This window comes from Pseudomonas sp. Root562 (assembly GCF_001427125.1).
In the GTDB taxonomy this organism is placed as follows: domain Bacteria; phylum Pseudomonadota; class Gammaproteobacteria; order Pseudomonadales; family Pseudomonadaceae; genus Aquipseudomonas.
Genome location: NZ_LMGK01000005.1, coordinates 1 through 20601 on the forward strand (window position 1 = coordinate 1; position 20601 = coordinate 20601).

The 20601-nt window shown below is 57.5% G+C and carries 4 protein-coding genes and 1 pseudogene; 1 reads left to right on the forward strand and 4 read right to left on the reverse strand.

The annotated features are described in order from the left end of the window. Positions 1 to 8: 8 nt before the first annotated feature. The 4 genes and pseudogenes from ASD60_RS29330 to ASD60_RS06305 all read right to left on the reverse strand — a co-directional run. A pseudogene (locus ASD60_RS29330) lies at positions 9 to 890 on the reverse strand (toxin); the annotation flags it as partial. A gap of 1164 nt (positions 891 to 2054) precedes the next feature. Then, a complete protein-coding gene (locus tag ASD60_RS06295; RefSeq protein WP_056853173.1) occupies positions 2055 to 6695 on the reverse strand; it encodes a SpvB/TcaC N-terminal domain-containing protein in 4641 nt (1546 codons plus the stop codon). Continuing rightward, positions 6692 to 11629, reverse strand: a complete 4938-nt coding sequence (locus ASD60_RS06300; RefSeq protein ID WP_056853174.1) for a neuraminidase-like domain-containing protein — start codon at positions 11627 to 11629, stop codon at positions 6692 to 6694. The genes ASD60_RS06295 and ASD60_RS06300 overlap by 4 nt, the downstream gene beginning before the upstream one ends. A gap of 9 nt (positions 11630 to 11638) precedes the next feature. Then, entirely contained in the window at positions 11639 to 15277 is a 3639-nt protein-coding gene (locus ASD60_RS06305; protein ID WP_056853175.1) for a Tc toxin subunit A, read from the reverse strand. A gap of 369 nt (positions 15278 to 15646) precedes the next feature. On the opposite strand from ASD60_RS06305, the gene ASD60_RS06315 reads away from it, so the two are divergent. Next, entirely contained in the window at positions 15647 to 20434 is a 4788-nt protein-coding gene (locus tag ASD60_RS06315) for an Ig-like domain-containing protein (protein WP_156386253.1), read from the forward strand. Positions 20435 to 20601 lie beyond the last annotated feature (167 nt).

Genomic DNA, 20601 nt, shown 5'->3' on the forward strand with positions numbered 1-20601 from the left:
GTTTGGCTTCATAGCCGGGCACCCGATTTATAAAGCCCCGTCGCATCCCGCTCCTTCCCCGAATAACGCACGGTTTTATAACTGACCTGCACCGCCGCGCCATTTGCCCACGCGGTGCCGCCGAACGGGTAGTAGCGTTCCTGGCTGATGATCTGGGCGGCCTGATCCAGCTCCACCGTGGATGAACCCAAATGATCGCTCAGGCTGTAGCGTTGCTGGTCGTTGGCGATGTCCGCCGGGCGACCCGCTTCCCAGTGCAACACCCGTACACTGCTGCGCCCTGCCTGCACGCTGATCACCTGCAACTTTTCACCGGTGCCGCTGTGGTTGCGCAATTCCAGACTCGGTAGATAACGGACCTCTGCGGTCAAGGTTTGGGTGTTGGACTGCGTCGAACGGACTTTACGTACGCGCATGCCATCGGCGCCGTAGAGGTAMGACTCAAGATCATCGAGGCCGGCATCGCGTTCGACCGGTCGAACCTCGCWCAACTGGTTGCGCAGGTCCCAGCTCAAGGCTTGCCCCGGTTGCAGGTTGAGCAGGTTGCCATTGGCGTCGAAGCCGTTGCGAAAGTCTTCCTCGCYCGGTTCCACGCCGTTGTGCACCGGCAAACAGCGGTTGCTGTGCGCCGCCGCGACCAGGCGATGGCCGGGATTTTGCGGGCCGACATGCTTGAGCTCCAGCAGGTTGTTGCCGGCGTCGTAGCGGAAGGTCTGGCGGTAATTGCCCACCGCCGCGGGGTCAGCGCTGGCGGAGGAAGACGGGCCTTGGATGGCGCTGCCCGCCTCCCACCCGCAGGCTTCGGTCAACTGGTAGAGGCTGTCGTAAACGTAGCGATTGACCGGTTCGATCCGCTGGTTGGCGAAATAACGAATCGGCAGCGCGGCATCNCCGCAGGCTTCGGTCAACTGGTAGAGGCTGTCGTAAACGTAGCGATTGACCGGTTCGATCCGCTGGTTGGCGAAATAACGAATCGGCAGCGCGGCATCTTCGATGCTCAGCACGTTGCCCACCGGGTCGTAGGCGTAACGCAGGTGTTGCAGGGTGTCGGTGCCACGTTTGGCCTGAAGCTGGATCAGGCGGCCATCTTCAGCAGCGTATTGCAGCGTGGTGATGACGCCGTTGCCGGCGGTTTCCCGTTCGGTCTGGCCGTGGGCGTTGTAGGTGATGGCGCTGACCAGGGTTTTCGGCGCGAGGGCGCCGTTGAGTTGCAGGCGAACCTCGCGCAACTGACCGGCGACGGTCTGGCTGAACAACTGGCGGTGGCCTTTGGCGTCGGTTTGCTCAAGCGCCTCGCCCAACGCATTGGCCTGTGAACGGGTGGTGGCGCCCTCCCCCGGTTCCAGCAGCAACTCACGATCCGCTGGCGACTCCGGCCAATCCGGCAGCGTCAGGTTATTCAGAAAATGCCGCGTCTGCTCCAACGCCGTGCCGTGCAGTCCGAACTCGGTAAATCGCTGCGAGCCCGCCGGGTCGTCGTGACGGNAGCGTCAGGTTATTCAGAAAATGCCGCGTCTGCTCCAACGCCGTGCCGTGCAGTCCGAACTCGGTAAATCGCTGCGAGCCCGCCGGGTCGTCGTGACGGATCAGTTGGCCGCACTGGTTGCGCTCAGCAAATTCATCGCCATTGTCGGCGTAGGTCAGGCGCTCGACGGTTCTGCCGACCGCTCCCCGGGCTTGCTCATCAATTGCAGTCGGTCGTTGTTGTTCGTCGAACTTGTGCTGCCAATGGCTGCCGCGCCCGTCCCACCGCTCCAGCACTTGCCCTGCCTCACCCGGTAACCCGAGATGCCACCCGGCATCGACACTGTCCGTCAGCAGCACCGCTCCCGAAAGGCTGTAAACGGTGGTCAGGTTCGGCGTTGCCGTGGGTGCCTGAAAGCGTGGGTCGCGCTGTGCCACCAATCGCCCGGCGACGTCATGTTGCCCAGCGGTTACCCTGGTCTCGGGGACAAGTTCGCTGACGTCCCGCCGACAATACCCGACCTGACGCACCGCCAGGCCACGACCGTCGATGACCGCCAGCTGCGGGGTATGCACATCAACACTTGAACTCATTTACCTGTCCATGGTGATCGCCGTTGTTCGGTTGGAGGTGGATCGAACAGATCGTTCTCATCGAAGGCGATGGTGTACCAGGTACGGTAATGCTGTTGGCGGCGTAACGGCTTTGCCTGCGGCGGATCGCCTTGAAGCATTTTTTTCGCCAGCACGGTTTCGGTCGGTCGGCCTGCCGCGTCGTAGAACTGCCGATCGTGGAAGGCGTGCTGACGCATCGACCGGTCATTGATGTAACGCGGCTGGTCGGCGAAGTACGGCCGATAGCTCCGCACTTTTTCGCCCTTGTTGTTGTACTCGACCGGTTCACTGACCCGCCAGCGGCGCGGTACCTCGGCCTCTTTCGGCTTACCGTCGAGGTTGAGGATCAACTCGCCGTTTTCGTCGACCAGCCACGATTTACCCGGCTCGACCTCCTGTTTGGTTTGCAACGTCCGGCCGAAACCGTCCAGGCAAACGATGCTCACCCGGACTTGCATCTCGGCATCGTCGGGGTAGCGGTCGGCCAACAACCCCACGCTATACACCGGTTCTCGATGGGCGGCGTCGATCTGCGCTTTGAGAATCTGCTCGTTCGCATCAGGGTTTTCCAGACCTTCAAGGTGCTGCCGTGCCCGGTTGCAGAGGTGCCCGCTGGGCAGCACAAAACCTTCAGCCTTGGCCCACGCCATCCAGTCGGAGGATAGCGCTGCAGTCCGGGAGACGCGGCCCATCCAGCTGAAGGTGTCCCAGAAACTGGCGCTGGCAAATCTGCCAATGGCGGTTTTCGGATCGGCGATGGCAATCGCGGGGTCGCGGTCTGGCGGCGCTTCGTAAGTTTTCAAAGAATCGAAGCCCACGGGTTCGCCGAATTCCGTGCCGCGAAAACTGGTCACCAGCGGTTCACCGAATGCGCTGTAACGGGCTTCCTGGATATTGCGATTGGCGTCCTCGATTTCCGCTGGCAGAAATGACCGGTAGTCAAAGTTGTGGGCTAAGGTGGTACAACCATCCGGCAGCGTGACGGATTTGACCAGGCACCAGTAGTCGTCGTAGGCGACTTGGGTAGGGCCGTGGCTTCGGGTTTCCTGATACTTCACGACGTTATAAAAGCCGTCCAGTTCAAGGTAGACCGGGAAGCCTCGGTGTACCGACCACAAGTAGTCTTTCGCGTCGTCCGAATCCAGCTTCCCGCGCGTTTTTTCCTCGGGCAGAAACCGATTCATGATGTGGTAACCGACCTCGGGCGACTCGAGTTTTTGCTTGAGGTTGAAGTCCTCATAACCCGGCAATTCCTTGAGCCTGTCGTAAGCGCTCAGGGCGACCTCGTCCAGTTCCGCTGTTTCCACATAAGCAGGCAAGGCTTCGAAAGTCGCCTTGCCCGGGGCCAGCACCTGATCCCCGTCGGAGTCCATGTAATGCTGCAAGGACAAACCGGTGAGCACTGCTGTTTTCGCCCACTCACCATCGTCCTTGCTCCATTCGAGGACGTTTTCATGGTTGATGGTTGCAGGGCTCAGTGCTGATTTCTCCAGCACCAGCGCATTGCTGCGCTGCTGGTAAGGCAAGCCCAGGCGCCAGGCCTCAGGGTTCGGCCCGACTTCACCCTGATGGTGGATATGTTTTGCCCTGGTCTGCGTCAGGTACCAACATTGTTGGGCCGGGTCATGGGCATCTTTCCACCAGGTGTTCTGATATTCGTCACTGAACGGCGGCGTGTCGTCGACCGTTGTGCGTCGAGCGTAGTTCACAGCAAACGCATGAATGACGAAGCCATACTGATCCCATTCCAGGTTGAGCGTGTGCTGGCACAACGGATCATCCTTGAGCTGCGGCTCATACTGATAACCGATCGATTCCAGATCCAGAGGCTGAAGCACTGCGTAGGGTTGATGTTCACCTTTGGAGCGCAACACCCGCACCAAATGGCGATTTTCCTGTACGACATAGGGCACGGCCGTCAGCGGGTCGTCGTCCGCCGCATAGACTTCCGTACGCAACACCCGGCCACTCAGGCAGCGGGCGATGTCGCGGGCGGTTTCCTCGTCGGGTGCCAGGAGTGGTTGAGCCGCGTGATCGTTGAAGTGGTAGTTCTGCAGCACGGTGGGTTTGAGGGGAATGGCCAACGCATCGAGCGCGTAGTAACCGTCCCGCGGCAAGTCGATGGACTTGCCGGTATGAAACCAGGTCTTGCTCAGGATCGGTGCGGTAAAACCTTCAGTCGCGCGTTCCGCGGCAGTGGCTTCGGTGTCGGTCTGCAGCAGCAAGCGAAAGCCACGGAACTCTCGCTCGAAGCGGTCGTAGTAGCCACCCCGGTAGGCGAATCCCTGGGTCAGTCGATTGCCGGTGATCTCATCGACTTGGGTTTGCCGGCTCACCAGATGCATCGCGAACGGCAGTTGGGATAAGGGGTTTTCTACCCCGGCGCCGATCTGCTCCTGCTTCTCGTCCAGCCACTCCTGGGCTGAACTGCGGTAGGTCACGCGACTGCTGGCGCCCATGTTGTTGCAGGTGGCGTTGACCAGATAAGGTTTGGCCTTGACGAAGTCGTAGCGCCAATGCCGTGGCTCCATGTACGGCACCGTCAGGATCACACTGGAGCAACCCAGCCCTTGCAGGTCGGCGGTGCTGACCTGGCAGAGCCGGTCGTGGCACACGCCTTCGGGCCAGGGCAGGTCGACGGAGGTCTGCGCAAAACCGTTACCGGCCTGGTTCATGAACACCCGCAGACGATCAGGCTCCAGATAGATCAGGTCAGCTGCCCCCGAGCCGTCGAGGTCGGCCAGCAGCACCTGCGAGGCATTGAATTGCGCGTAATCGAAGGGCAAGGCACACAACACAAAGCCCTTGCCGAAACGCCCCTGCCCCAGGTTAGCCCAACACTTGACCTCGTTGTGACGGATACGCACCAGATGCGCCTGCCCACTGCCGAGCACATCGGCGAAGGCCACCACCTCGGTCGGCGTATTGCTCAGCAGCGGCAACTCATCGTCGTCCTGCGTTTGCTCGCCCGTTTTATCCGGATGGGGCACATCGATGCCGTCAGCAAACCCCGCCTCGCGACGATTGGCATACAGCCGCACGCTGCGGGTGCCGATCAGTGCGACATCGCTCAGGCCGTTACCGACCAGATCGGCCATTTGCGCCATGGGGTGGAAAAACTCGCTGGGGAAGGCATCGAAGGTGACGAAGTCTGTCCAGTTTCGATCCGGGTCGAGGGTGAAAAATCCGCTCATGCCCGGTTGGGTAATCACCCAGTCCAGCTTGCCATCGCCGGTCAGGTCGATGAGAGACTGGCGAACCGATTTGCCGCTGTCGGCCACCGGGATGTGCTCCAGCAACTTCCAGTCGCTGTAGCCGACATCGTCACCACCGGTTTCGGCGCGCAACGGTTCACGGTAATACCAGGCCTTGTCAAAACGACACAGCACGCCCGGCATGCCTTCTCCGTACAGGTCCACCAATTGATAGCGCTGACCGTCGTTGAGCCCGGGCATGTCCGGGAACCGGGTCCAGCCTTGAGGCGGCTTATCAAGTTCGCAGGCGTTGTAGCTGAACTCCATCGGCGGCCGGCTTTCGACCTGCCCCAGGCTGTCATAAGCCTGGAGGTGAGCGGCCGTCAGGTGGTTGTAACCCAACGGATTGGGCCGGTGCTCCAGCAGCAGGCGCTGGACCAGCACCGGTGTGTCACCCAGTTCTGCGGGGAACTCATGAAACATCAACACCTGCCGGCACAGACGCCGGGTGCCGAGTTCAAAACCATAGGCGTAGTTCCAGAACGGGTCGCTGCGTTCGGGCCACGTCAAGGGTTCAGCAAAGGTGGGCGCGGCCTCAAGCGTTGTGCTGCGCTCGCCATAATCAAACACCAGGTGAAAGTGCCATTGCTGGTTTTTCCAGCTGTCGGCAACCCAGGCATACAGGTGCGGATGGGCACTTGCATTGCCGTAGCACACGCGCTTGAGGTAGCGCTGCGCACGGTAGTCACGAAGTTGCGGCGGCGCGGGAGCATCCGTTTCGGCCTTGTACTCGTAGACAATGTGTTCGCCTCGAGTGTTGAGGCTTTCGTCGATCATCCAGACGCCGACGTGCGTCCGGTTAACGGGATCAGCCCGGCGTGATTGTTCGGTTTTTCCATACACATGCAGAGTGCCATCCGCGCCATGGATCAGCCAGAACCCGGCTGCATCCGCGGTGGTAGACCAGTGCTCAATCAGCGCGAACTCACCCTCGACCCGCGGACAGTGACGCACCACCCGGTGCTCGCCGCCCAGTGACACGCCATTGTAAGTGGTTGCGGTTCTGAAGATCAGCGAGCCATCGGTTTCACTGCGTTCGGGCATCCACACGTCACCGCCCGGCCCCATCACCTGATCGTTGCCATCATAGATCGGCACGCCTTTGGTGGTGCGCAAGGTGATGGCATTGACCGTCATCCGCCAGCCAATCCCGAACGGGCTGTTGCCGACATCGCTGCTGTAACCCAGCCCCAGCGCCGGGGCGAAGCCGCGCCCGGGGGAAATCGGCAAAGGTAACTCCAGTGACGCCGCACCGCTGGTACCCACCGCGCCCCAACCCTTGCCGATGCTTTGGATGGCGCCGCCGCCTTTGGGGAGAGAGGGGGGGGTGATTTGAACAGGAGATTGCTGCTGTTCGTTCATAGCAAGCCCCCCTCCCGTCTGGCCGTATAACTCACATGCACGATGATGTCGTTGAGACGGTCGAGCATGGCACTTTGGGCATCATGGTTGGGGAAGGTCAGGGTCCAGCTTGAAATCGCTCCTGTGTATTCGAACGGCAGGTAGCGCTCATCCTGGAAGTTGAGCTGGAACTGGCCGTTGTCATCGACACCATGAGAGAGGGCGATCTGCTGGCTCGCCCTCAGGTTTTCTTTCAGAGTGCCCTTGGTGGCGGCCATTTCAACCTTGCTGCTGTCCTGTTGCAAAACCGCGCAGATATCTTCATAGGGCCCGACCGTGACGGGCAGGGTCACGCTGATGGTCTTGATCCGTCGTAGATAATGATTCTGGCTCTCGTAATCGTCGTCGAACATTTTTTGCGTCAGTTCGAATTTGCAGCTTCCGTTCTTCAGATCGGTCTTGATATCTGCCCAGGTTTTGTTGATTTTGGAAGTTGAATCTTTGTCCCTCAGCCCTTTCAGTGACACGGTTTTCCTGATTTCCAGATCCCGTTTATTGTTCTTCAGGTACTCGGCATACATCTGCTGAAGGCTCATTTTCAGCTCTTCCCCGGCACCCAAACCGCGGTAGGTGGAGTTCCATGCTCCGGGCCGGATAAAGGTCTTGGTGAAATCGCCCATTTCGTATTGCCAGCAGGCCTCAGCCATCTGACACAGCGATTGTGCGGTGTTGTAGGCGGTGTAGTAGAAGCTGGCGAACTTGCTGTTGAGCCAGTCATAGGTCTGGGACTTGCTGAAGCGGTTGCTGCTCAGCAAAAAGTCATGGGTGGCCTTGGCCTGATTCAACGCAGTCTGCGCCTGGCGCAGTTGCAGTTGGGTGGCGATGTGTTGCGCCTCGAAAACCTCGAGTTGTGCCTTGATTTGTTCGGCTTCAAGTTTTGACTGATCGCGGGCCTGGGTCCATTCCTGGTTGCGACGGCGGTATTGTTCAGTACGCTCCAGTCCTTGACTCACAGCGCTTGCCAACGCGCTGCCACCGAAAGCCATAGTTGCGGCGCTGTTACTTGCACCTTCTGCTCGCTGCCCTCCTGCTATGAAACCAGCGGCGCCGCCCATAGCACCCACGACTAAAAAAGCACCAATTATGTTTGGTGCCGTTTTTAGTGTTTCACCAGCAGCCCACTGTGATTGGGCGACGCTGTCTAGGACACGGGATGTAAGAGCCAAGCCTAACGCTGCTACTTCTGTCGGGCTGGTGCCCTCCTTAAGCAATGCCTCGTAATAACTCACTCGTCCCTTCACGATCGCCTGACTAGCCAGCAACGCTTTGCGATTGGCTTCGTCGATCTTCCCCGCCTGGACCTGAATATCCACCGCCACTTTCGCCAGATTCCAGGCCTGCTGCTGTTGCAGTTCCAGGTATTGCGCCTGTTCTTTGCGTTCGATCAATGACAACAGGGTCGAACCGAACTGGATCACGTTGTCCACCGCATTCTGCGCAAGGGCGAACATGAAGCTGAAGCGGTAATGCGGAATTTGTGGGCTCAACAGGCGGCTGAGGGCCGCACCGGACAAGCCCTGGCCCCACGCAGCGAGCAACGCGCGCGGATCCAGTGGCGCGGCAAACAGCGGCAGGTTCAGGGCATTGCCCGCCATGTCGAGGTTATGCCGCAGGTTGTACAGCCGGCTCTCGGCCCGCTCCCAGCGCTGGATCAGCTCGGGGTTGAAGGGGCGGCGCAAATAGGGATTATCCGTGCTCGACAGGGACGAATCATTGTCGAAAGGCCGCAGGCACAGCAACGGTGCGATCTCCGAGCCCGGAGCTTTACCGATACGCAAGGGTGGATGTTCCTGAAGGTCCCGCTGATGGGCGATCAACTGTTGTTCGAACCCACGCAGCTCCTCATTGCGGGTGTCGCTCAGTGTCTCCAGACTTATCGGCGCCCAGTCATCGACCTGCCGGACGTCCGGGCGTCTGCCCAGTAAATCCAGGATGTGAACATAACGCAGCTTGGCCTCCGCCAGACCATCGGGTGTCAATTCCCCATAGGCCTGATCGGCCTGGTTGCTCTCGATATCGATGTAGAGCCCATACAACGCCTTGCGAAAGTGCACAGGGAAACTGAGGCCAATCTGGTGCGGGTCGTCCGGGTACAAAATCGCCTGGCTGGGGTCCACCGGGCCGGGCCAAACCGGCTCCATCAACGGCACTGCCTGCCAATAGCCGGGATGCCCCGGGTCAACACTTTGCCGCGCAGGATCGAAGATAAAGGACAGCCAGTGCCGGGCTTGGTCGTATTGCTGTTCTTCGTTCAAGCGGTAAGCCACCAGCCATGGCAGGTACAAGAACAGCTCAAGGAAATACAGGTAATACGCGCCCGAGAAGTCCATCGGCTCCGCGCCAATTCCGTTGGGGATGGGCGGTTCTGTCCGCTGTGTCTGGGTTTCCCAACTGAGCAATGGCTCGATGCCGGACTCGGCGAGTTCGATCAAGTGCCGGGCGAAGGTGGTGTTCATGCGGATGGGAGCCCGAGATGCCGTTCTAGGTTTTTGTCCGTCACTGAACTCGATACTTGAACCCATGAAATCGATGAATTGGGCCTTGCCCAGAGACGGGCTGTCGCCCAAGGACGGCTTAACCAGGCTGTTGATGCTCGGTGCTACCTTTGGATCTGTATTGAGCGCCTGACCCCAGCCAATGGTCAGCATCTTGAGAGCTCCGCCAGTAACATTTCTGCGAACTGCTGCAAAGGAGGGCGTAAAACTAGTTTGCTCCTCACGGATCAACACGCCATAAATAAGCGGAATGACTACTTCATCGGGCCAAGTTACCTGCCAGCCTTCAGGTCGGTGTGTGGTCTGATCAATCGAGAACTCATAATACGCAGTATCATCCGTAGATAAACTCTTGCTGTTGTAGGCGGGATACAGCGACTGCATCTCCTCGAATTTCAAGGGAGCGGTGAGAGATGCGACATCCGTGGGATGTCCGACGAAAAACTGGTAGCCGACAGGTTTGACCGATGAGAAGAATATAGGTGCAGCAAGGGGTAAATTCGCCGAACGGCTGCACCAGAAGTCTGTAAGAGAGAGGCTTTCTGGGTTCTCCAGTAGCAAACGGAGCATTATCGAGCTGGCGTTTTTTCCTACGAGCGAGGCGGAACCTCCTTTTTTAGTGGCGGGGACCGAGAAATTAGTGGGGTTGTTGCTGCCATAATCAACAACAAGAGATCTTATGAGGTCCGGTTTTCCGTTGAAACAAAACGCAGCATCTTGCTGATCCATAAAGTCAGTATCAATGGGCTCTATGCATGACCCCTCAAGTAGTGGGACCCAACCCCAAGGCCAAGGCCAGGCTGCAGTAAATGATGAGCTGAACACTAACGTTACTTTTATAATTGGCGCGTTTTGCTTATCGGTTACAGTAAACGTAAGGCTAGTGTTGTCCGGAAAGCCTCTATTCAGCTTTACTGTCAGCTGGATCTTGGAGTTGCTTCTGTCATAAACCAGCTCAACATCTTTGCTGCTCGTCTTGATCCAGGACTGACGATCGCCGAAATCCCAAGTGTCTTTTTCGTTGTCAGGTAGAAATGGCGTCATAGCACCGAATACTTTAGTGCCGGTTGGTAGCCAGTATTGAAAACGGCCAGCATTTTTGTTGGCATTGGCGAAGATATAACCGATAAACAAAACATGCGCCTTGCTCGGTTCGTTATCCCTTGGTTCGAGATCCACTGTGGCTGGTTTGACATTGGGAACAACGCCGAGTGATGGGAACAACGACGTCACATGGAAGTTCTTGTCGATTCGCACGGTTCTTAGAAAATCGTACTTGTCATTATCACCTGAAGTATCCGGTTCATCGCTGGAATCGGGCTGGTAGTTTGAATACAACATCAACACCATCGACTCAGGTGAAGTCGAGTGGTCATACACGGCGATGGTCTGGGTTTCGCTTTCGATTTGCTCCCGCGTCTTTGCAACCAGGGCAGGTGTTTGGCAATAGCTTTCGATGTAAACCCGTGGCGTACTCCAGGAGTCATCGTATTTCTTGTAACTGGCGTACAAACGGAACCGCGGATGAACCTTGACGGACAGGTCCGCTTTGTTTTCGGGCGTGGGCGCGATCGCGTCCGAATCCTGATACTCCACCTCGGCCCAGGTCACGAACAGGCGGTTGTTGAACCAGCACGGGCGGATCGTGTGCTCCAGCGCCTTCTCCGAAATCGGCACATTGGCTCGTTTCCAGTCTGACCAGGCATTGGGCAGAGGTTTGTCGAACTTGTCGGGTGTATCGCCGGCCCTTTTTGCAGGCCTTCTCACCGGACGCTGAGACATGTCCAGTGAGCGCCAGTAATAGGCGTTTTCGGCCGGGGATTTGCCAATGAAGTAATACGTGCTGTTGGCGAAATCTTCTCCGTCAATGTAGCCATTGCAAACTTTCAGGTTGGCAATTTCTTCGAAGCGTCCGAGGTAGGCCAGCACCGCTGTCTGCACGGTATCGGGCTGGATTTGCGCCTGATTGATATCGTTTTCCAGTTGCTTGAAACTGTCTGTCTTGGTCAGGCGCAGGGTCGGGTCCAGGTAAATGTCCGGGAAGTGATGCAACTGCTGGATGGCCGCCCAGATCGGGTATCGATTCAGGCCGTCGCGCCAGGTCTTGGTCTGCTGGGGCGTGAGGCTGTCGTCGCTGTAACCGGGCTCCATGTTCAGCATCATGCTGTTGACCAGTTGCTGCAGGCTGGCAATGGCACAAGCAACCGGGCTGGTGGGCACATTCTGGCTGACCAGTACATCCAGTAACCAGTACTCATAAAGGTCGTCGCCAGTCTTGATCTGGTCGACCAGCTTCTGCTCAATCAGGTACGGATCGCTGGGCACGGCTTCGTGCAAGTACAGCGCGAGCATCGCGTCACGCAGGGCTTCATTGAGTGGGGCATCGAAGGCAGTCGTCATGATCGCTCCTTAAACACTCGCAGGTGAGGAGTCGGCGGCAGGGCTGGCGGCCATGACGGCGTCACCCACGGATTTCCAGGCATTCAGATTGCTCTGGTCGTTCAGACTGGTGGCTTGCAGCAGCGCTTTAGCGCTGAGGCCGCTGGCTTGGCAGGTCGCCTGGCAACGACGTACCCAGTCCACCTGCGCCATCGAAACGGCGCGTTTTTCGGAAAGAATGCCGGTCAGGGCCGCGATCTCTGTTTCCGGCCATTCCAGCAGCCGGGCCAACGCGCCGTTGGCGGTTTCGCTGGCGATCTGGCGCAACGCCTTGTTTTTCAGTTTGGACGTGGGCGGGTTGGCGATGCTGAAGTAGCTCAATACGGCATCTTCCGACTGGCGCTGGCTATGGAACCAATGACTGAAGCGTTCAAACAGATAGAGGTCGCTGAGCGTGGGCTCGCTGTTGGTTAGGGGGAATTGACCTAACCAGCTCGGGTTAACCAGGAACAGGCGTAACGCGCTGTTGCTCAAACGCAGACTCAGGGCGATCTCGGCATGTCGGGATACCAACTGGAAGCGCTCGATCAACGTCGGGCTAACCTCATCCGCCCCTTTCTCGAAAGTCGCTGCGAGGATGCTGTAGACCGAGGAATTGGCCCAGTGGATGACCGCAACACAGAGCTCTGGTGGCAGCTTGGCGCGTTCCTGGAACAACCCTTCGAGCAACTGGTTTTGCCGATCATGCGCGCCGAGCAAAAGCTCGATGAGTTTTTCCTTGCAGGTTTGTTTCACCAACTCTGTTAATCCGGCGGTTGCTCTGAGCAACGTGTCGAGTTCAGGCCCCAACCAGGTAAGCGGCTCGTCGAGCAGTGTCAGTTCATTATCGAGCCCAGGTAAAAGTCCGTCGAGATCGAGCAGACCGTTGTTTTCCAGCAATGCATACCACTGAGTTTCAATCCCGGTAGGAGGCAACCCCAGTGCTGCAACCTCGGCTTCGGTCACCACGCTGCGACCCGTATCCTCTTGCAACTTGGCCAGACGCTTGAGCAGGTCATCGGATAAAGGCTCGGGCTCAAGCTCAAGGGGTTGCTGATGGTCGTCAGGTTCATCGGCGGCTGATGAGTGCACTGCTTGTGGCACATTAGGCCCTAACCGTCGTTGCAGATCCGCGACGGTCTGTTGGCTCTCCTTGAGCCACTCGACAGCCCAGTCCAGTTGCATCAGCACATCGAGGATGTCCGGGGTGTGCGGGTTTTGCGGGGTTTCGGGGGGTGTTCGCGAGCTCAGGCGACCGCTGGCCAGTGCTGTTTTGTATTTTTTACCACCCAGCAAACCCGCCAGCATCAGCAACTGCGCAACCGAGTAACCGAAGAGTCTGGCGATCCGGGCCTGGCGATAGAGCGAGGAGACGGTGGGAAGGTCACGCTTGAGAACCTTCACGTGCTCTAGTGTCAGTTCGGCAATCAGCAGCAAGGAGTCGTCGGTGAGATCCAGGTGCAGGCCGAAACACAGTTGCGCCAAGGTTTTCTGGACGGCAGGATCGGTAGAAGCCATGGTGATTGGCTGTTGATCGAGAACCAGCGGCGTATCGAACAACTGCACCCGGTTGAACACCCGATCGAACAACGGCACCTCACTTGTACCACTGGCATAGGGCGTGAGGTCGTGCATCAGCGCGGCGAACTCCTCGGGATCAATGCCGTAACGCTGGTTCAGGTACTGATAGACCCCCAGTGCGCGCAGGGTGTTTTCGTTGAGTTCCATGCCCAGGTTGTCTGCGCCCTCGGCCCGGATCGCGCTGATGATCAGGTTGTCCAGTTTCGCAAAGGGAATGTTGCTCCAGCGTTGCAGACGGATCATCCGATGCAGGCGATCAAAACGATCGAGCGAAGTTTTGGTCAGGCGCCAGTATTTTGCGTCACCCTGCTCGACCTGCTCCAAGCCCATGGCGTTGTCGAACTGATCGCGGATGATTGACTGGGGAGTGGGTGGCGATACGGCGTCATACAGATCAGCGCCGGTGCCGGTACCATTGACGTAGCAGGCACCGTAGTGATTGGCGTGGGGGAACGGCAGTTCTTTCGGATTGCCCGCAGTGACTGTTACACCATCGCGTTGCAGGTTGGTGCTTGGGCAGTTGGGCGATAACCTTACCGCGTACCGCTGGCGGGACAACAGCATTTCGACCTGTTCGGCGTTCAGTCCTGTGCGATGCATGAATTCGCTCAAGTCAGCCAGGTGCCATATTGTCGAATCATCGGTCACGACAACACCATACGAACGTCTGAAGAAGTCTTGTTCCACGGTCGTCAGGGTGTATCGCTCGTCCAGTGTGAGGGTGAAGCGTTGCCGAGACAGATTCACCGGTGCTGCAACGGTGCCGGTGGCGGTAATCATGTTGAACTTGGCGGTGTAGCCGGGCTCGGCAGGTGCAGGAGGTGCCGGATTGGCTCTGATGTGAGAGGTGGTAGTCAGCGCTGATGCTGCGTGTAACTTATTAAGCAACCACTTACTGTCGAGGCTAGGCGTCATGGAGTTCAATTCCAGACTCACTGCCTCCAGACTCACTTCAGCTATTTTTTTCTCCGTCGTACTGAAGGTAACGGGGACAACGTTTTTCCCTGTTGCGGTGGCTGTGGGCGTATGTGCTTCGGGGGCAACAGTACCGATGCCCTCTTGTTCCAATGGCAGCAAAAAACAGTTCCCCATTGGCGTATGAGGGCTGAGATGGGTACTGCCTGCGCTCTTCCAGCCATTCGTCAAATCACTTCTGGTCAAATAAAAATTGCTGAACACCGAGGGTTCAATCAGCAAGGCCTGCTGCTGTGGGCTCAATCCCGACATCAGCCGCTGCGCTTGCAATACCGAATGTTGCACACAGCCATAGTTGTTGGTGGCTTTCTGTTCGATGGGCAGTGACAGGCTGGCGCGGTAATTCAACTCCCCCAGTCTCGGCTTTTTCCCGGATAACCCCAGTTGGCATTGATGGTGATAGAAGTGGTAGGGCAATTCGAAGGGGTAGCGACGCTCGCTCAGTATCTGGTAAGTGGGTTTGTTTTTATCTGCCCCATTGCTATCCAGATAAGTTCGCAGATTGCTGCCCAGCACCTCATTGACAATTTCCAGCATGGGCCTTGGGGTAAAGGTGCTTTCCTGGGTAATCAGCAGGTCCTTCAGGTCGGGACGGCGTTGATCCAGCAAAATGCGCTTGGGATCTTCGCTGGTTGCTTCCAGCTGCTGGATAAACACCCGAAGTGCGCTGAGGTAGGCCACCGGTGAATCGATGGCGGCAATGGCGCCGACCTTGCAGAACTCGTCCCAGTTTTCCTTGAACAGATTGGGAAAGGTGGGCCCCAAAGGAACAAGCGAGCGCACCCCGCTGCGCTGGGCCAGTTGCTGGAAGGTGCCGGATGACGTCTTGTACTCCCGGTACAAGCGCGCAATCAGGGCTGCGTAACCCATGGCATTGTCATACGCCAGATCGGCATCGGCATCGCTGTGCCTGGAAAGCTGCCGGGCGAACGCCGACTTGGGCAGACGAACAATATCGAACACTGAGGTGAAGCCCATTTTCTGCATGGCCGTTTCGAAATCGACCCGCCCTTTTTTCGGCAAATCGCCGGTCACAGCGAGCGCATTCATCAGTGAGTTATTGTCGACGGCCATATCCGTATTTCTCCTGCCAAAAGGGATGGGCATTGATGAGCTGCCCGGCAGGAACAAGCTAGCGATAAACAGGTGAGGTGTAACCTGTCATACCTGACAGGTTGGTTGATTTTCTTTAGAATTAATAATTTAACTTTCCGATGTTGTTATTGCGATTTCAAATCGAATCAATTCTATAAAGTTATGTGAAATCGGCTGAAATCAGGCTACGACGTAAAGCAATAATTCAAAGCTGGTCGGGACATTCTGGGTCAACCACTGGTCAGAACTGTCATTTATGACAGCTGCACCGGTGCCGATAAAAGTCTACAAGGCGCTCTATGAATATCCAGTGTTACGTCATCGAACATCTTATGGAGCGCAAACAGCATGATTGACGACAACGACGACGAATCTGCAAAGTCCCTTTGGCCAGGCCCAATTCTCTCTTTTCCAGACCCGGATCCCATTCCCGGTTTTTATGTTCATGCGCGTGTACCAAATGGATACGAAGGTGCTAGCGAATGGCGGCTCCAATTCTGGGGTAGTGCGGAACCTCACTACTGGCATGGTCGTGGCGATCGCGTTTTATGGCTAATTCCTACATCAGCTATTCCCCCCGGGCAATTTCGATACAAATGTGACTATAAAAATTCCGGCATTTGGAGCAATTGGACGGAAGCGCCATGGTTCAATATGCCTACAAATAAGCCTGAAATCTCCCGCGTAACTATTTCTACCGATAGGAAACCCACCGTTAGCGGAACCTATGGGCATAGTTCCGCTTATCTTGAAATCTTCTTTTCCGGGGGCATCGGTGGAGCCCAATTAACCAAGACTCTTACATCAGATGGCAGCTGGTCAGTTTCCGCCACCACGGCGTGGCCCATCGGCAGACACACCATAACGGCGAAACAAACCTTTAAGGGGCAGCCCTCAGGCTGGGCAGTTGACCACCCCTTTGAAATCAAACCACCTCAACTGGGTATCAACCAGCCCGCCTCACCAGCGGAGCAAAACCTGGCCATCGGCGGCAACGGCCTTTATGCGGGTGCCACCGCGACAATGCTGGATTCCAGCAATAATCGAGTGCCGGGGACGTTTACGCCGAATGGGGAGAGATGGACCTTCACCCCCAACCCGCTCTGGGCGCCGGGAGAAAGAACGATAAAAGCCGTGCAGACCTTTAATGGCGTGGAGTCCACGCCAAGCGTTGCGCGCACATTCAAAATTCGCCCCCCCCAGTTGCCTGCGATCAGAGTCTCTCATCTCGACGGGGGTATCGTACGCTTGTCGGGTACAGCCTTTAACGCTCAGGGAACGCTGGTTCACATTCACTACAAGGGAAATAATCCGGGCCCCTTTCCAGATGTACCGGTTTCAAACGGCAACTGGTCAAAGGACATCAGTGGCCTTGCGCCTGACAGATACTCCTTTGATGTTCAGCAGAGTGTGCCCGACGCCAGTGGTGGCCGAATCAAATGCACGGCCTGGACCAACGTATCGGTGATAGTGAAACCACCCAAACCCTCTATCACTCCACCACCTGTCCCGGCCGCGGCGAAACAAGTGCTGACCGTTACCAATGTGTATTCCGGCACTGTAGCGCTGGCGATGTTCACTGAGGCGGACACCCGGGTAGCCGGCGACTTTATCGGCAGCGGGACTACCCGCACCTTCACCCCGACGGCCGACTGGGCGCTGGGCACAAAGGTCAAGGTCGTGCAGACCGTGTCCGGTGTGGCGTCCGACCCCAGCCAGTTGTGTACGATTGCAGTGAAGCCACCCAAGCCGGTGATCACTCCACCACCCATCCCGGCCGCAGCGAAACAAGTGCTGACCATTACCCAAGTGTATTCCGGCACTGTCACGCTGGTGATGTTCACTGAGGCGGACACCCGGGTAGCCGGCGACTTTATCGGCAGCGGGACTACCCGCACCTTCACCCCGACGGCCGACTGGCCACTGGGCACAAAGGTCAAGGTCGTGCAGACCGTGTCCGGCGTGTCGTCCGCCCCCAGCGAGCTGTGTACGATTGCAGTGAAACCACCCAAGCCGGCCATCACGCCACCACCCACCCCGGCCGAAGTGAAACAAGTTTTGACTATCACCAATGTATCTTCCGGCACTGTAGCGCTGGAGATGTTCAATGAGAGAGGCTTTTCCGTAATCGGTACCTTTAGCCCAACAGGGACGATCCGCACCTTCACACCAGACTTTAACTGGGCGTCGGGCACCAGCGTAAAAGTCGTGCAGACCTTCGCCGGTGCGGCGTCCGACCCTAGCGAGCTGTGTACGATTGCAGTGAAGCCAAGCCCACCAGTGATTATCTCCCCCCCCATCCCGGCCGCAGCAAGACAAATGCTGACCATTACCCGATTGTCTTCCGGCTACCTCGAGCCGGCGATCTTTACTGAGGCGGGCGAACCGGTAGTCGGTCACTTTTTCGGCGAGCAAGGGCCTACTATCGCCTTCGCACCTTCGGAGGACTGGGCATTGGGCACCAGAGTAAAGGCCGTGCAGACCGTGGCCGGTGTGTCGTCCGACCCCAGCGATGTTCGCTCGATTGCAGTGAAGCCACCCAAGCCAGCGATTAGCCCCCTTCCCATCCCGGCCGCAGCGAAACAAGTGCTGACCATTACCAATGTATTTTCCGGCGCCGTCACGCTGGCGATGTTCAATGAGGTGGGCGACACGGTAGTCGGCAACTTTGTCCGAGTGGGGACTGCCTACACCTTCACACCGACGGAGGACTGGGCACTGGGCACCAAGGTAAAAGTCGTGCAGACCGTGGCCGGTGCATCGTCCGACCCCAGCGAGCTGTGTGCAATTCCAATAAAGCCACCCAAGCCGGTGATCATTCCACCCCCCATCCCAGCCTCATCGAGGCAAGTGCTGACCATTACCAATGTGTTTTCCGGCGATGTCGAGCTGGCGATGTTTACAGAGGATGGCCCCTTCGTAGGGGGCAAATTCTCCCGCCGCGGGGATGACTACATCTTCGAAAAACTCTATTGGAGCTGGGAGGTGGGTAACAAGGTCAGAGTCGTGCAGACCGTGGCCGGTGCAGCGTCCGATCCCAGCGAGTGGTGTACCGTTGCGGTCAAGCCACCCCAGCCGAAGATCCAACAACCATACCCCCCAGTCGCAGCGCAAAAAGAGTTGGTCATTCACGCTGACTTGAAAATCCCAACCACGCTGGCGATGTACACTGAGACAGGTGTCCCGGTAGTCGGTATCTTCAGGTTCCAGGAGTATCTCTACATCTTCACACCGACGTTTGACTGGTCGCCGGGCACCAACAGCGTCTATGTCGTGCAGACCGTGGCCACTGTGGAGTCCGACCCCAGCGAGATATGCACCTTCACCGTCGCGGACGATAAGCCTCGAGCCCCGCAATTCGAACTGCCGCCTGCTGGGTTGCAAACCCCGACGCGTCCAATCATCAAAGTGACCGGCAGCCTGCCGCGTGCACTGATCACCGTGCGGCTTGAGGAATCAGAGACGCTGCACTCGGACACTGCGGATGCCGAGGGCATATTGGAGTTCAAGCTCGAGACCCCCCTGGTTCCTGGCTCGAACGCCCTTCAGGTAAAACAGAAGGGAGACGGCCCGGAGTCCGACTGGAGTGAGCCTCACCGGTTCACGGTAAAACAACCGCCTGGAACACCCGTGATTGATAGGCCGACGTGTGATAGTCAAACCTTACGCAAGCCGAAGATCAGCGGCACAGGTGTAAGCGGAGGAAAGATACACCTGCGTCATCTGGATAACCCCGATGTTCCGTTTGCCACTGTCAATGGTGTGAGGAACTGGAGCTGGAATGCCAACGAGGAATGGGACATTGGTACCTATACCATTCAAGCGCAGCAAACCGCCGACGATGACGGTTCTGAATGGACGCAACCGCGTACGTTTTCGGTGGTGGAGTCCCTGTACGGGTTCGGCGACGTCGGCCCGGTGCTCGCCCAGCCGGTGGTGAGCAACCGGGAGAGCGTGCTTTTGCGGGTTCAGGTAGTGTCTGGCGAAACCGGTGAAAGCGTTGAGGGAGTGAAGGTCGAATGGCGCGTCGCGGACACACAAGCCGTCAGGGCCACCACCGTGACCGACCCGGATGGCTGGGCGCGCTACCTCTATACACCAGACACTGCGGGTGAACATATAGTCGTAGCAGATTTATCCAACGAGAATCAGGGCGTCGAGATGACGGAACGATTCGAGGTCACGGCACTGCCCGACAATGTCTGGGCGCCAGCCTTCGAGCTTTATCTGGAGGGAGAGAAGGTCGACCTGGCCAAGGGGGATCTGGCCCTGCTACAGGGTAAAACCCATGAGCTGGCGCTGAAGGTCACAAACGGCAGTCCGTTGATCGGTTCCAGCGTCGCGCTCGAAGACCTGTGGGAATCCGAGGCGCTTGCCCTGAAGTTTGAGCCGCCGTTAGGCACACCGCAGCCGCTGGAGGAAGGACAGACCATACATTGGTCTATCATCTGCGACCCAGGCAAAAGCGGTTATTTCGGCCTGATATTGACCAGCCAGAAACTGCCGGACTGGCAGTTGCCAGGACGAGTGATTGCCCGGGATTTCAATGAAGAGGTGGATCTCAACTTCGATACCTTTGTCAAAATATTTGGTGGCACCCCGGCGTACCCCTGCATCGGTGCAACGCATACAGTGACGATACAGCCAAAAGCTCGCAGCCTGTTGCTTGGCAAGGACGTGATTCTGGAAGTGACGGAAGAAGCCACAGGTCTTGGGGTGGTTGTGAGCCCTGAACCGAATATCCCTCAAAGGCTGGGGATCGACGGCGTGAGCTGGACGTTCAATTGCGTCGCCAGCACGCAAAGCGGGAGCTTTTCAGTGCGGCTGAGGGTGCCGGAATGGGATCTCAGTTCTTCGGAATTGGAGATGTCTCTGGGGCATAACAAGGTGAAAATCATTGAGCGTGATGGCCCGCGTGAAATTGGTGGGGCTGGTGGGCGTTGGAGGACTGGAGTTTGTGCCGCCTCTGAATTCACGGCGAAGGTGGTTGCGGTGCCGGTGACGGTGCACATTACCGGCAAGGAACCAGGGGTAGGAACTACCGATATTAGAGGTTGGATTTATGTCTATCACGGGGCTGATGAGTCAGTCAGCTTCACGTTCCACAACCGATATGACGGAAGCATTGCCTCATAGCCGGTGCTGTTCTTGACGCAAATAATGCCCTTTCTCGTCTGAGAAAGGGCGTTATTGCTAACCCTCCGGGATGCTTTCATTGCAGATAGCGTGTCACAAACCGCCCATCGCCAACCCCATCTACCCTCAGGTAGGATGCCTCTCTCCCCCGCCCGAGCTTTCGCGTC